The sequence below is a fragment of the Rhodococcus sp. 06-418-5 genome, assembly GCF_002258285.1.
Taxonomy (GTDB): domain Bacteria; phylum Actinomycetota; class Actinomycetes; order Mycobacteriales; family Mycobacteriaceae; genus Rhodococcoides.
This window is the reverse complement of the sequence record NZ_NOYE01000037.1, coordinates 202,774-216,468: the sequence shown is the minus strand read 5'-3', so window position 1 is coordinate 216,468 and position 13,695 is coordinate 202,774. Positions and strand designations below refer to the sequence as shown.

Below are 13,695 nucleotides of genomic sequence, written 5' to 3'. Positions count from 1 at the left end.
TGAGCCACCGGATGACGAGACGGTTCGCGATGGTCGTGGCGGCAACAGCGGTGCTGATCGCCGGGTGCGGCGGGGCGGAAGACGACGCTGCGCCGCCGGAGGACACACCCCCGACCACCGCGGCATACGAGCCCGGTCCCTTCTTCGGCGAATGCGGATCGATCACCGACGCCGAGGTGCAGTCCGCGTTCGGCGCGGGCCCGTTCGCTCAGATCACCCGTAATTCCGTCGGTTGCCAGTGGGAGACGGTCGGGTTCGGCGGACCGGGCGTCAGCTTCTCCTGGTATCGCGGCAGCCCCATCGGACGCGAACGCGCCGGTTCCGAGCTGATCGGCCGTCCGGCGAAGGACATCGAGATCGACGGCAACCCCGGGTTCGAGGCCGAGCAGGGTGCGTTGTGCGAGATCGGCGTGCAGTTCGGCGACGACTTCTTCCATTGGTCCATCACGTACTCCGACCAACCTGCGGCGCGCCCGCCGTGCGAGGTCGGAAACGAGCTGGCGACACTGACAGTGGAGCGCAAGCAATGAGAATCCGACGCGTCCTTGCCGCCGCAGCGACCCTGCTGCTCGTCGCAGGCTGTTCTCAGACCGTGCAGGGCACGCCGCGGCCGGCGAGTTTCGGTGGGTCCGGTGGCCGAGAATTCACCGACTTGTTGACCGAGTGCGACGCCGTCTCCGACGACCAGATCCGCGAGACCACCGGTGCCGACGCCATCGCTCGCGGCTTCTTCGGGGCCATCTGCCGGTGGGATCTCGTCGGATCCGCAGGCACGGTGAAGGTCACGTTCAACTGGTTCGAGTCCGGAACTCTGGCGGCCGAACGAGCCGCCGACGAGACGATGATGTACACCGTCACCGACACAACGGTGCAGGGCCGCAAGGCAATCCAGGCCCAGCGTCCCGACGACTCCGCGTCGTGTGGCGTCTCGGCCGGGGCGGATCGGGACGGCATCTTCGGATGGTGGGTGCAGTACCGGCCGGACGCCGCCCATCCCGATCCGTGCCAGGCCGCCGCGAAGCTCGCCGATCTCACGCTGAACCTCAGTCGTTGATCGCGTAGCCACGCGAGGGGTGTTTTGACCCGAGGTCACGCCGCCGGGTATCGTTATGGGTCGTGTCCGGCCTGGCCGGACCGTTTGTGTGCCTATGCGAGGTACAGCCGTGCGCACGTTCGCTCCAAGAGCGCGCAACCGGCTGGACGTGTGGGGGTATGCGACACACCCGACCGCGGGGTGCAAGAGACCCGCGGTAGCAGTACTGGAGCAGCAGCAGTACCGGGTGAGGAGCAGTGTTCTCTTGCTCCAACTGCTAGATCCCTGTTTATCGACACGAAGAAAGCCGGTTCATGCCAACGATCAACCAGCTGGTCCGTAAGGGACGCACCGACAAGGTTGCGAAACTGAAGACCGCTGCCCTCAAGGGCAGTCCCCAGCGCCGTGGTGTGTGCACTCGCGTGTACACCACCACCCCCAAGAAGCCGAACTCCGCTCTCCGTAAGGTCGCGCGTGTTCGCCTGACCTCCTCGGTCGAGGTCACCGCATACATCCCCGGTGAGGGTCACAACCTGCAGGAGCACTCGATGGTGCTCGTTCGCGGTGGTCGTGTGAAGGACCTCCCGGGTGTGCGTTACAAGATCATCCGCGGCTCGCTCGACACCCAGGGTGTCAAGAACCGCAAGCAGGCTCGCAGCCGCTACGGAGCCAAGAAGGAGAAGAGCTGATATGCCACGCAAGGGCCCAGCACCCAAGCGGCCGCTGATCAACGACCCGGTCTACGGATCGCCGTTGGTCACGCAGCTCGTCAACAAGATCCTCCTCGACGGCAAGAAGTCGACCGCAGAGCGCATCGTCTACCAGGCGCTCGAGCAGGCTCGCGAGAAGACCGGCACCGACCCCGTCGTCACGCTCAAGCGTGCACTCGACAACGTCAAGCCGGCCCTCGAGGTTCGCAGCCGTCGCGTCGGTGGTGCCACCTACCAGGTGCCCGTCGAGGTTCGTCCCGGCCGCTCCACCACGCTGGCACTGCGCTGGCTGGTCACGTTCTCGCGCGCTCGTCGCGAGAAGACCATGGTCGAGCGTCTGGCGAACGAGTTGCTCGACGCCAGCAACGGCCTCGGTGCCGCTGTGAAGCGCCGCGAAGACACTCACAAGATGGCCGAAGCCAACAAGGCGTTCGCCCACTACCGCTGGTGATCTCCTCGCTCGGGCGGCATCCGGAACTATCCGATGCCGCCGGAGCGTTGATCAGCTCAGGCAATACCTCTTCCAACACCAAGGCGGGTTAACTCGTGGCACAGGACGTGCTGACCGACCTCAACAAGGTCCGCAACATCGGCATCATGGCCCACATCGATGCCGGCAAGACCACCACTACCGAACGCATCCTCTTCTACACCGGTATCTCGTACAAGATCGGTGAAGTTCACGATGGCGCAGCCACCATGGACTGGATGGAGCAGGAGCAGGAGCGTGGCATCACGATCACCTCTGCTGCCACGACGTGCTTCTGGAACGACAACCAGATCAACATCATCGACACCCCCGGTCACGTCGACTTCACCGTCGAGGTGGAGCGCTCGCTCCGCGTCCTCGACGGCGCAGTCGCAGTGTTCGACGGCAAAGAGGGCGTCGAGCCGCAGTCCGAGCAGGTCTGGCGTCAGGCCGACAAGTACGACGTACCGCGCATCTGCTTCGTCAACAAGATGGACAAGCTCGGCGCGGACTTCTACTACACCGTGCAGACCATCATCGATCGTCTCGGTGCCAAGCCGCTGGTCATCCAGCTGCCCATCGGCGCAGAGAACGACTTCGAGGGCGTCATCGACCTCGTGCAGATGAAGGCTCTCGTGTGGAGTGGCGAGACCAAGCTCGGCGAGAAGTACGAGATCCAGGAGATCCCGGAACACCTCAAGGAGCGCGCGGACGAGTACCGCACCCAGCTGCTCGAGACCGTCGCCGAGTCCGACGAAGCGCTTCTGGAGAAGCACTTCGGTGGCGAAGAGCTCACGGTCGACGAGATCAAGGCTGCCATCCGCAAGATGACGGTCAACAGCGAGCTGTACCCGATCCTGTGTGGATCCGCGTTCAAGAACAAGGGCGTTCAGCCCATGCTCGACGCGGTCATCGACTACCTCCCGTCTCCCCTCGACGTTGCCGAGACCATCGGACACGCCGTCGGCGACGAGGAGAAGGAGATCACTCGCAAGCCGTCCGCAGACGAGCCGTTCGCAGCTCTCGCGTTCAAGATCGCGACCCACCCCTTCTTCGGCAAGCTGACCTACGTCCGGGTGTACTCGGGCAAGGTCGACTCCGGCGCTCAGGTCATCAACTCGACCAAGGGCAAGAAGGAGCGTCTGGGCAAGCTCTTCCAGATGCACTCCAACAAGGAGAACGCGATCGCGACCGCATCTGCCGGTCACATCTACGCCGTCATCGGCCTCAAGGACACCACGACGGGTGACACGCTCTGCGATCCGCAGAACCAGATCATCCTCGAGTCCATGAGCTTCCCGGACCCGGTCATCCAGGTCTCGATCGAGCCGAAGACCAAGTCCGACCAGGAGAAGCTGGGAACAGCGATCCAGAAGCTCGCCGAAGAGGATCCCACCTTCTCGGTGAAGCTGGACGAGGACACCGGCCAGACCGTCATCGGCGGAATGGGCGAGCTGCACCTCGACATCCTCGTCGACCGTATGCGTCGCGAGTTCAAGGTCGAGGCCAACGTCGGCAAGCCGCAGGTCGCGTACCGCGAGACCATCCGCAAGACGGTCGACAAGCACGACTACACCCACAAGAAGCAGACCGGTGGCTCCGGCCAGTTCGCGAAGGTCATCATCAAGCTCGAGCCTTTCGAGGGCGAAGACGGTGCGACCTACGAGTTCGAGAACAAGGTCTCCGGTGGTCGTGTGCCCAGGGAGTACATCCCCTCGGTCGACGCAGGTGCTCAGGACGCCATGCAGTACGGTGTTCTCGCCGGATACCCCCTGGTCAACGTCAAGGTCACACTGCTCGACGGTGCGTACCACGACGTCGACTCGTCGGAAATGGCCTTCAAGGTCGCCGGCTCACAAGCGTTCAAGGAAGCTGCTCGCAAGGCCAGCCCCGTCATCCTCGAACCCGTCATGGCCGTCGAGGTCATCACTCCCGAGGATTACATGGGTGAGGTCATCGGCGACCTGAACTCCCGCCGTGGTCAGATCCAGGCCATGGAGGAACGCAGCGGTGCCCGTATCGTCAAGGCATTGGTTCCGCTGTCGGAGATGTTCGGCTACATCGGAGACCTTCGGTCGAAGACGCAGGGCCGCGCTAACTACTCCATGGTCTTCGATTCCTACGCAGAAGTTCCTGCGAACGTCTCGAAGGAAATCATCGCGAAGGCGACCGGAGAGTAACTCTCTTCAGCTGCTGGACCACGCTCGACCTGTAATAAGTAACAACACATACGCGTGCTTGCCCCGTCGGGGCCGGCACAGATCAGTCCAGGAGGACACACAGTGGCGAAGGCGAAGTTCGATCGGACGAAGCCGCACGTCAACATCGGCACCATCGGTCACGTTGACCACGGTAAGACGACGCTGACGGCTGCAATCACCAAGGTTCTGCACGACAAGTTCCCGGACCTGAACGAGGCCTCGGCTTTCGATCAGATCGACAAGGCTCCGGAGGAGAAGGCTCGTGGTATCACGATCAACATCTCCCACGTCGAGTACCAGACCGAGAAGCGCCACTACGCGCACGTCGATGCACCGGGTCACGCCGACTACATCAAGAACATGATCACCGGCGCGGCACAGATGGACGGCGCAATCCTGGTCGTTGCAGCAACCGACGGCCCGATGCCGCAGACCCGCGAGCACGTGCTGCTCGCCCGCCAGGTCGGTGTCCCGTACATCCTGGTCGCACTGAACAAGGCCGACATGGTCGACGACGACGAGATCATCGAGCTCGTCGAGATGGAGGTCCGCGAGCTCCTCGCTTCGCAGGAGTTCGACGAGGACGCACCGGTCATCAAGGTCTCCGCACTCAAGGCACTCGAGGGTGACGAGAAGTGGGGCGAGTCGGTTCTGGAGCTCATGCAGGCCGTCGACGATTCCGTGCCGGACCCCGTCCGTGAGACCGACAAGCCGTTCCTCATGCCCGTCGAGGACGTCTTCACCATCACCGGTCGTGGCACCGTGGTCACCGGACGTATCGAGCGCGGCTCGGTCAACGTCAACGAAGAGGTCGAGATCGTCGGCATCCGCCCCGGCTCGACCAAGACCACCGTCACCGGAATCGAAATGTTCCGCAAGCTGCTCGACTCGGGCCAGGCAGGCGACAACGTCGGCCTCCTCGTTCGTGGCATCAAGCGCGAAGACGTCGAGCGTGGACAGGTCATCATCAAGCCGGGCACCACGACTCCCCACACGGAGTTCGAGGGCAACGCCTACATCCTCTCGAAGGACGAGGGCGGCCGCCACACGCCGTTCTTCAACAACTACCGCCCGCAGTTCTACTTCCGTACCACGGACGTTACGGGCGTCGTGACCCTTCCCGAGGGCACCGAGATGGTCATGCCCGGTGACAACACCGAGATGTCCGTCACGCTGATCCAGCCGGTCGCCATGGATGTCGGCCTGCGTTTCGCAATCCGTGAGGGCGGTCGTACCGTCGGAGCCGGTCGCGTCACGAAGATCATCAAGTGATCTAGTTCCACCAGCTGTACCGAAGCGGCACTCACCCGAAAGGGTGGGTGCCGCTTTTGCGTGCGCCCGCCCGTTGGCGTCAATGGACCATTGTCGCGGTCAGACGTATGCAGTGGTTCATTCACGTGGTCCGAGGTGTGTCACCCTCCGTGCGTCAATGGACCCTCGCACCGCTCAGACGTATGCAGTGGTCCATTGACGCGGCCCGAGGTGGCACCCGAAAAATGGGACGCATCGGGCTCGGCTGTCCCGTAACGTCGCTGCGGTGCTACTGACCGTGACTGCAAATGCCACAACCGATTTCCCGGACGCCTCCGACATCGGGTATTTGTTGCACAAGCACCCCGATCGCGTGCAGACGCGAAACCTGCCGATGGGCAACACGACCGTGCTGTACCCGGAAGTCTCGGCCACGCGCACCACAGTCGCAGTTCTCGCCGATACCGACGCCGCCTCGGGACTGGCGGTGGCTCTGTCTAGGCTGTTCAAGCAGACGCTGGCCGGCGTGTGCGGCCACAGACCCGAACTGGTCTCTGCTGCAATCGATCTGACTATTGCGCTACCTGCCGCGCCGTCGCGTGGTGCCGGTGATCTCGCGTCGCGGATGTTCGGTCCGCTCGGGTGGGGCGTTCAGGCGACGCCCATTCCGCTCGATTCGACGCAACCGCAGTGGGGCGACTCCGAATACATCGACCTCGTTCTCACCGGCACGTTCACACTGTCGGCTGCGCTGCGGCAACTGTACGTTCTTCTTCCGGTCCTCGACGACGCCAAGCACTACTGGGTGGGCGAGGACGAGGCCGACAAGCTCGTTCAAGCAGCAGGGGATTGGCTGGGAGATCACCCTGAGTCGGCATTGATCGCCTCCCGCTACCTGGCGCACCGTCGCGAACTGGTGGCGTCGGCGTTGGACCGGCTCGTCCCGGATGTGCCCGACGACGTTGCCACGCCGAGAGATCCGTCGTTGGCCGAGCAGCGGGTGCGTGCCGTACTGGCGGCTCTGGCAGGCGTCGGCGCGAAGTCGGTGATCGATCTCGGTTGCGGTGAGGGCCGCCTGCTGCGAGAGCTGTTCGCAACCAACGATTTCGAGCGTATTGTCGGTGCCGACGTGAGTGATCGCGCACTTGCCAAGGCTCAGCGCAGGCTGCGTCTGGACGACATGTCCGATCGGCAGCGCGCTCGGATCGAGCTGGTCCAGTCCTCGGCCACGTACCGCGACGTTCGGTTGCACGGATTCGACGCAATGGTGCTCATGGAGGTCATCGAACACGTCGACCTCGACCGGATCCCGGCGCTGGTGCGTTCGGTGTTTCTTCAGGCGCGTCCGCGTACGGTTCTCGTCACCACACCCAACTCCGAGTACAACGTGCTCTATCCCGGCCTCGAACCGGGAGCCTTCCGTCACGTCGATCACCGATTCGAGTTCACCCGCGCGCAGTTCGAGCAATGGTGCTCGTCGGTGGCACGTGAACACGCCTATGCGGTGCGCGTCGAGGGAATCGGCCCCGTCGACGACATGCACGGCACCCCGACCCAGATGGCCGTATTCACCCGAGAGGAGCAGTCCCGATGAGTACCTTCGACATTCCGGATCGGTCCCTCGTCGTACTCGTGGGTATCAGCGGCTCCGGTAAGTCGTCGTTCGCCGCGCAGCACTTCGGTCCGTACGAGACGGTGTCCAGTGATGCCTGCCGAGGCATGGTGAGCAACGACCCCAATCTGCAGAGCGCAACCAAGGACGCGTTCGCGCTGCTGGAATTCCTGGTCGCAACCAGGCTTCGGGCCGGTCTGCTCACCGTCGTCGACGCGACGAACGTCCAACCGGCTGCGCGTAGAGCACTGATCGCGTTGGCTCGTGAACACGATGTACTCCCGGTGGCCGTCGTACTCGATGTGCCAGAATCTGTGTGTGCACAGCGGAATGCCGAACGAACCGACAGGACGTTCGGCCGAGAAGTGCTGCGTCGCCAGCAGTCCCAGTTGCAGCGCTCGATGCGAGGGCTGTCCAAGGAAGGTTTCCGCTCGGTCCACGTACTCGACGGTGTCGAGGCGGTTGCGTCGGCGACGTTCGTTCGCACCCTGCTGCGCAGTGATCGTCGCAACCTGACCGGGCCCTTCGACGTGATCGGCGACATCCACGGCTGCCTCGCCGAACTCGAAAGCCTGCTCGTAACAATGGGTTACGCGATCGACCGGGACGATGACGGCCGCCCGGTCGGTGCGACGCCGCCGCCTGGTCGTACCGCGGTGTTCGTCGGCGATTATGTCGATCGCGGACCGGACTCGGTGGGAGTCCTGCGGCTCGTTATGGGAATGGTCGGTTCCGGAACGGCATTGGCAGTTCCGGGTAACCACGAGAACAAGCTCGTCAAAGCACTGCGTGGGCGGAAGGTGATCACCTCGCACGGTCTGGCCGAGACCCTCGAACAGCTCGAATCGGAATCCGACGAGTTCCGCCGGGAGGTTCTCGAGTTCTGCGACGGCCTCGTCGCGCACCTCGTGCTCGACGGCGGCAAGCTCGTCGTGGCGCACGCCGGACTGATCGAGAAGTACCACAACAGGGCGTCGGGCAGGGTTCGAAGCTTTGCTCTCTACGGAGATACCACCGGCGAGACCGACGAATTCGGCTTGCCGGTGCGGTATCCGTGGGCGCAGGACTATCGGGGCTCGGCGACCGTGCTGTACGGGCACACGCCGGTGCCGGAAGTGGAGTGGGAGAACAACACTGCGTGCCTCGATACAGGATGCGTCTTCGGTGGGAAGCTCACGGCGCTGCGCTATCCGGAGCGTGAGGTGGTGTCGGTTCCGGCCGAGAAGGTCTGGTACGAGCCTGCCCGCCCGATGGGCACGTTCACGCGGGATGCGGCATCGCTCGATCTGTCCGACGTCATCGGCCCGACTGGCGTCGAGACGTCGCTGCGCGGACGGGTATCGGTTCGGCCGGAGAACGCCGCGGGCGCACTGGAAGTGATGAGTCGGTTCGCGCTGGCTCCGCAGTGGCTGCACTATCTGCCGCCGACGATGGCTCCGAGTGCAACATCGGAGCGCGAGGATTATCTCGAGTATCCGACCGAGGCATTCGACGCGTATCGCGCGCTCGGTGCGTCGACGGTGATCTGCGAGGAGAAGCACATGGGCTCGCGGGTGGTTGTTGTGGTGTGTCGAGATTCAGCCACCGCTCGAAAGAAGTTCGATGCGCCGGAGGGAGTGCTCGGCACCGCGTACACGCGGACGGGTCGTCCGGTGTTCGACGAGTCGCTCACCGGCGAGATGATCTCCGGGGTGTCCGACGCGATCGAGAAGGCCGGTGTGTGGGACGAATTGGTCTCGAGCTGGCTGATTCTCGATTGTGAACTGATGCCGTGGTCCGCCAAAGCGGAGGGCCTGATCAAGACCGAGTACGCCGCGGTCGCCGCGGTGTCCAGGGCGAATCTCGGGGCCGAAGCTGCGGTGCTGGCGGCGGCCGGAGCGCGGGGTCTGGCTGTGCAGGAGTTGCAGGAACGCAACACCGTTCGGCAGGGCAACCTGGGCGAGTTCACCGACGCGTATCGCCGGTACATCTGGCCGACGGACGGACTCGACGGAGTTCGGATCGCGCCGTTTCAGGTGCTGGCGTCGAACGTCGAGACGTATGCGGATCGTCCGCACACGTGGCACCTCGACGTTGCCGACCGATTGGTAGCGGCAGCCCCTGAGGTGTTCGCCACCACCCGGAGAATCGAGGTCGATCTGTTCAACCCAGGTTCGGTTGCGGCAGCGGAGAAATGGTGGGAGGAGTTGACGGCGAAGGGCGGCGAGGGCATGGTCGTCAAACCGGCAGCGAACGCTCCGCGCGGAAAGATGCAGCCCGGCACGAAGGTTCGCGGCCGGGAGTACCTTCGGCTGATCTACGGTGCCGACTACACCGACCCGGATCGACTGACTGCACTGCGCAACCGAAACGTGGGACACAAGCAGTCGATGGCGCTACGCGAGTATGCGCTGGGAATGGAAGCACTGGATCGGTCGGTGCGCGGTGAGCCGCTGTATCGCATCCACCAGGCCGTGTTTGCGGTCCTGGCACTGGAATCCGAGCCGGTCGACCCGCGGTTGTAGGTGCCGTGGGCAGTGGTGTGGTCGAGTGCCACCTGGGGTCCTCAATCACACCACTGCCGCAGGCACTAACCCCTCGGCGACGAGAACGGACTGATGCCTGCGCTGATCGGTGCCGCAATTGCTGCAACGACGGCTATGGACGCCCAGAACGTCGGTGAGTCCAGCATCAGACCGCCTGCGAGACCACACACTGCGACGACGACGCCGCATCCCACCAGCAGTCCCGACCCGACCGTGACGTGAGCGAGGTGGTCTCGCGTCGGATCACGTCGGGCTGCGAGCCACACCATCGTTCCCGAGGTGACGAAGGCCAGAGGGGCGAAGAAGAAGAGGGAGCTACCACCGAGCTTCGACGAGACACTGACGATCAACAGCACGGCTCCGAATGCCACAGGGGCGGCGAGGGGCATCCCGCCGGACCATCGCTCGAACTTGTTTCGGGTGGGAGCTGTCATGGCAATCGTTCCTTTCCTGGGGAGAAGGGCATGTCAGAGTAGGTACTCCGCGAATATTCCGCCGCCGCAGGACAATGCCGCGATCAGGCCGACTCGCCTCAGGACGAACTTGGCAGCCTTGTCCCACGAGTTCACTTGGCTTTCGATCGCCTCCCAAGCACCGACTGCGCCGAAGAAGTCGATTCCGAGGCAGGCACCGACTACTCGCTTGATTTCATCGGTGACTCCACGCGCCTGAGGTCCCGTGGGAGTCGGCTGCCTGTCGAGGACCTTGCCGGTCTCGTCGACGATCGTCACAGTCGCATCATCGCTGATCTGAAAGCCGGCTGTGCCGGCGGGGAGTGGATTGCGTCCCTGTTCTGCCAGCGAAGCATTGAGCGAGGCAACTTCTTCTGCGCTCACGGGGACGAATTCCTCGACGGTGGAGGACACAGCGGGTGGCGCGGGTTGAGCAAGAGCAACAGCGGCCCCGCTCATCGACGTCACGGCGATCATCGAGCCGGCGATCAGGGCGATGGAGGCGGTGCGAGTCCGAGCAGAAATGCGGTTCATGATGTCTCCCGTTCGTGAGTATGGGGCGATTCGGCGACGTGATGCCGGCTGTCGTTCGGACCGAGCCGGGTGCAGTGCCACAACGGATCTGGGCCGGTTGCGTACTCGATGGGATCGGCCTGGAACGAGAGCGCACGCTCGTCCGGCGATCTGCAATTGTGCGGACCATCCCGAGAGAGACAAGGTAGGTCGCGGGTTACGCCTCGTTGACCGAGTCTTTGCGTAATACACCGAACTTTAAACCCGTTGGTGCCGAAGCGCCAGCGCTGCGCGCGATCAGATGCAGGCCTCGGTCACCGTCACCAGCGCGAGCCGAGGTTCTGTATCGTCAGGGAGAATCGGCAGAGCACAAGCGGTCACCGTGTGCGTGGTGTAACCGCCGTCTCGGTCTCTGAATCGGACGGTAATGCTCGGTTCGTCTCCTGCTCCGCCTGCCCGGGACACTGATTTCGCGAGTGTTTCGACTGCTCCGTCGTCGTCCGGGTGCACTCGCGGTCGGGGGTCGGTCGGGTCGAGATTCCAGGCGATGGACGGCGGCGGCGGCCCGTGCCAGTACAAGGTTTCCAACGTGCACAGATCGACTATTGCGGTATGGCGTCGTGCGGTGGCAGAGGCACCGGCTACGAGCCCGCTCATCGTTTCCGGGACTCCGGTAGGGGATGGATAGTTCATGACGAACGGACCGCGGTCGATTGCAATGCCGCGCAGATAGCGACCTTCGCCTTCGACGGTAGTGTGCGCCAGCACCCGAATTCGATGTAACTCGTCCGTGGTCCAACGCTGGGTGGCGTCGAGATCCACTGCGTCGCCGACTGCGCTGGATACCAGCATCGCGAGGACGTCGGTGGCTCGCAATCCGAAATCCAACGTCGCCATCGCTTCTGCTACCGACAAGTGCGCCACATCGGCATTCAGCGCCGGGGAGTCCTTGGAGTGGGCAGTGCCGCGAGTCAGATTCCAGCGAAAGGCCCAAGCATTCGACGGCGGGGAGTCGCACGTGCCTGGATGCAGTCTGGCCCATACCGCCTGGACCGTACCGTCGTCCCCACGAATCGGACGGGCCGAGACGTACCTGCCCGACCCGCATTCGATGTCCACATCCCTGCCCGATTCTGCACACCGAGAAACCGCATCACGTGCGTGGATCGAGTCGGACGACCTCCTCAGGAACACCGCCATGGGAACCTTGCTCTTCTGCGTTGTCCCTACAGCCACCACGCACGCCGCCGAATCCGGTTTGAGAAGAATCAACAGCCAATCGCCGTTTCTACGCCCCATCGAGGCGGACTCCCTTCCACTCGAGTCGAGCTCCACGGATCTTCCCTGCTTCGGGTCGTGTACCGACACCGCACCGGTGAATCCGACAGAAGGGACAGGTGGCCGGGCCCGTCGCAGTGCCGCGCTACCCTCGCTTGTCGACGTGCAGTTGAATGCGGGTGGCGACGTGTGTACCGGCGAGGGATTCGGCCACGAAGGCGGCACGTGATTCGGCTCGGGCGGTGAATGCGACGACATCGAAATCTGCTGCAGCATAGACGGATACAGCAACAGTAGGCATCCCGCGATCGTCGATCGCCGTACCGCGGGCGCGTCGAACACCGGGGAACTCGGCCAACTCCGCGGCGACGCCCGAGGCGATGGCGCTCAGATCCACGTGCGCCGAGAAATGAGGCTCCTCGATGACGCTTGCTGTTCCGGTCGTGCGTGGAGAGAAGTTGCCGATCAGTAGAAGCAGCGCCACGACCACTGCGATGCAGACAACCACAGCCAGCGTCGGCTCCCACCAGCCCTGTTCCGGTAGTTCCGAAATCCGTGCGCGGTCGAAGCGAGACAGCGTTTCTCGCGCCCACGGAACGTCGTAGTGCCAGGCAAGCGCGAATCCGCCACCCGCGATCAACCCCACCCCGGCCACGATCGCGAGAAGTCGATCGACACCGGCGACGAACGTCTTCATCACGACACCCTCGTCGGAGCTGCCAACGACTGCTTCACCGTCAGGCGTCGCCCGCCCGCGGCAACCGACAGTGTCGGAGCAAGTGCCGCGCGCACGTCGACGTCGACACGGTCGGCATCGTAAGCAGCATCCCGCTCGACTCGCACCTCGATCTTCTTGCGCGTGACGACGGTGTGTGCGTCCACCACTCCGCGCGTGGACTGCGCTGCAGCACTGCACAATCGGGCGATATCCGTGGGTGTGGCCCAGACCGTGGACGCGCCCAGGCCGGAATGCGTCTTCGTCCGCGGCTTGACCCCGATGAACACGAGGATGAGCCCGGCGACGACGGCGGCGATCGCGGCGGCGATCATCCAACTCTGCCAGTGCAATCCGGCTGTCCAGGACACAGCGTCGGCGATCCATCGACGTCCGCCGAGGTGGCCGTGCGCGATCAGGAACTCCCTACCGGCGACGAAGGCGAGACCGAGAAGCGCGAATCCCAACAACAGTGCCACCGGCATCGCGGCGGGCCCGGCCGTGGGTGGACGAGGTGGAATCGCTTGCGATTCTTCGGTATCCGAGATCGACGAGGAACCGGTGTCCAGTGTGGCGTCCGATACCAGGACGTTCACTCGATGCACGTGCAGCCCCGTCATCGTCGCCAACGCGGCCTCGACGGTGGCGTGCACCGACTCGGTCACCTCGGTGATCTGCGACGGCCAGGTCACACCGATGTAGAGGTTGACTGCGATCGTGTCCTCGCCGAGGGTGACGTCGGCGCGGGGGAGTTCTCGACCCGTCAGTCGCGAGAAGCCGCCGGTGGTGCGCGTGACCCGAGGATCCTTCAGTGCCGCCGCGATGGCGGTCCGAGAAATGGCCCGATCCTTGATCTCGACGCTGCCACGCATCTCGCGGCCGTCGTCGACCTCGTCGGGTCCAGCCTGCGTCATCACCGAGAATCCTTTGCGCCGG

At 63.9% G+C, this 13,695-nt stretch carries 13 protein-coding genes; 8 read left to right on the top strand and 5 right to left on the bottom strand.

The genetic code is table 11. The features are described 5' to 3' along the window. The first annotated feature begins 11 nt into the window (after positions 1-11). From CH274_RS26180 to CH274_RS26145, 8 genes are all read left to right on the top strand, one after another. Entirely contained in the window at positions 12-530 is a 519-nt protein-coding gene (locus tag CH274_RS26180) for a DUF3558 domain-containing protein (RefSeq protein ID WP_094659353.1), read from the top strand. Next, positions 527-1,054, top strand: a complete 528-nt coding sequence (locus tag CH274_RS26175; RefSeq protein ID WP_094659352.1) for a DUF3558 domain-containing protein — start codon at positions 527-529, stop codon at positions 1,052-1,054. Before CH274_RS26180 ends, CH274_RS26175 begins: the two co-directional genes overlap by 4 nt. A gap of 293 nt (positions 1,055-1,347) precedes the next feature. Further along, complete coding sequence (gene rpsL / locus CH274_RS26170) at positions 1,348-1,722, top strand: 30S ribosomal protein S12 (RefSeq protein ID WP_008714048.1); 375 nt, start codon at positions 1,348-1,350, stop codon at positions 1,720-1,722. Position 1,723: 1 nt separating this feature from the next. Beyond that, on the top strand, positions 1,724-2,194 hold the full coding sequence (gene rpsG, locus CH274_RS26165) for a 30S ribosomal protein S7 (protein ID WP_003941856.1): 471 nt from the start codon (positions 1,724-1,726) through the stop codon (positions 2,192-2,194). Positions 2,195-2,289: 95 nt separating this feature from the next. After that, positions 2,290-4,392 carry an elongation factor G gene (gene fusA / locus CH274_RS26160; protein WP_045199098.1) on the top strand — a complete coding sequence of 701 codons (2,103 nt, stop codon included), beginning with the start codon at positions 2,290-2,292 and terminating at the stop codon, positions 4,390-4,392. A 102-nt stretch (positions 4,393-4,494) separates the two neighbouring features. Then, positions 4,495-5,685 (top strand): elongation factor Tu, encoded by a 1,191-nt coding sequence (gene tuf / locus CH274_RS26155; protein ID WP_008714056.1) that lies wholly within the window; start codon positions 4,495-4,497, stop codon positions 5,683-5,685. A gap of 277 nt (positions 5,686-5,962) precedes the next feature. Then, positions 5,963-7,258 (top strand): 3' terminal RNA ribose 2'-O-methyltransferase Hen1, encoded by a 1,296-nt coding sequence (locus tag CH274_RS26150; RefSeq protein WP_256993697.1) that lies wholly within the window; start codon positions 5,963-5,965, stop codon positions 7,256-7,258. Next, the gene (locus tag CH274_RS26145) at positions 7,255-9,780 is read left to right on the top strand and encodes a polynucleotide kinase-phosphatase (RefSeq protein ID WP_094659350.1); all 2,526 of its coding nucleotides are present in this window, start codon (positions 7,255-7,257) and stop codon (positions 9,778-9,780) included. The genes CH274_RS26150 and CH274_RS26145 overlap by 4 nt, the downstream gene beginning before the upstream one ends. 65 nt (positions 9,781-9,845) lie before the next feature. Here CH274_RS26145 and CH274_RS26140 read toward each other — a convergent pair whose 3' ends face one another. The 5 genes from CH274_RS26140 to CH274_RS26120 all read right to left on the bottom strand — a co-directional run bounded on the left by CH274_RS26140 (position 9,846) and on the right by CH274_RS26120 (position 13,673). Further along, positions 9,846-10,235 carry a hypothetical protein gene (locus tag CH274_RS26140; RefSeq protein WP_094629540.1) on the bottom strand — a complete coding sequence of 130 codons (390 nt, stop codon included), beginning with the start codon at positions 10,233-10,235 and terminating at the stop codon, positions 9,846-9,848. A gap of 33 nt (positions 10,236-10,268) precedes the next feature. Then, entirely contained in the window at positions 10,269-10,787 is a 519-nt protein-coding gene (locus CH274_RS26135; RefSeq protein ID WP_141214765.1) for a hypothetical protein, read from the bottom strand. 276 nt (positions 10,788-11,063) lie between these two features. Then, entirely contained in the window at positions 11,064-12,065 is a 1,002-nt protein-coding gene (locus tag CH274_RS26130) for a GAF domain-containing protein (protein ID WP_143546643.1), read from the bottom strand. A gap of 124 nt (positions 12,066-12,189) precedes the next feature. Beyond that, positions 12,190-12,741 (bottom strand): hypothetical protein, encoded by a 552-nt coding sequence (locus CH274_RS26125; protein WP_094659348.1) that lies wholly within the window; start codon positions 12,739-12,741, stop codon positions 12,190-12,192. After that, positions 12,741-13,673 (bottom strand): DUF6286 domain-containing Asp23/Gls24 family envelope stress response protein, encoded by a 933-nt coding sequence (locus CH274_RS26120; protein ID WP_094659347.1) that lies wholly within the window; start codon positions 13,671-13,673, stop codon positions 12,741-12,743. Before CH274_RS26120 ends, CH274_RS26125 begins: the two co-directional genes overlap by 1 nt. Between the last annotated feature and the right edge of the window lie 22 nt (positions 13,674-13,695).

Bases quoted from the DNA above. Each gene is read 5' to 3' on its own strand.
- CH274_RS26145 (WP_094659350.1), top strand. From the start codon at position 7,255: ATGAGTACCTTCGACATTCCGGATCGGTCCCTCGTCGTACTCGTGGGT.
- rpsL (WP_008714048.1), top strand. From the start codon at position 1,348: ATGCCAACGATCAACCAGCTGGTCCGTAAGGGACGCACCGACAAGGTT.
- CH274_RS26175 (WP_094659352.1), top strand. From the start codon at position 527: ATGAGAATCCGACGCGTCCTTGCCGCCGCAGCGACCCTGCTGCTCGTC.
- CH274_RS26130 (WP_143546643.1), bottom strand. From the start codon at position 12,065: ATGGGGCGTAGAAACGGCGATTGGCTGTTGATTCTTCTCAAACCGGAT.
- CH274_RS26135 (WP_141214765.1), bottom strand. From the start codon at position 10,787: ATGAACCGCATTTCTGCTCGGACTCGCACCGCCTCCATCGCCCTGATC.
- CH274_RS26125 (WP_094659348.1), bottom strand. From the start codon at position 12,741: ATGAAGACGTTCGTCGCCGGTGTCGATCGACTTCTCGCGATCGTGGCC.
- rpsG (WP_003941856.1), top strand. From the start codon at position 1,724: ATGCCACGCAAGGGCCCAGCACCCAAGCGGCCGCTGATCAACGACCCG.
- CH274_RS26120 (WP_094659347.1), bottom strand. From the start codon at position 13,673: ATGACGCAGGCTGGACCCGACGAGGTCGACGACGGCCGCGAGATGCGT.
- CH274_RS26140 (WP_094629540.1), bottom strand. From the start codon at position 10,235: ATGACAGCTCCCACCCGAAACAAGTTCGAGCGATGGTCCGGCGGGATG.
- CH274_RS26180 (WP_094659353.1), top strand. From the start codon at position 12: ATGACGAGACGGTTCGCGATGGTCGTGGCGGCAACAGCGGTGCTGATC.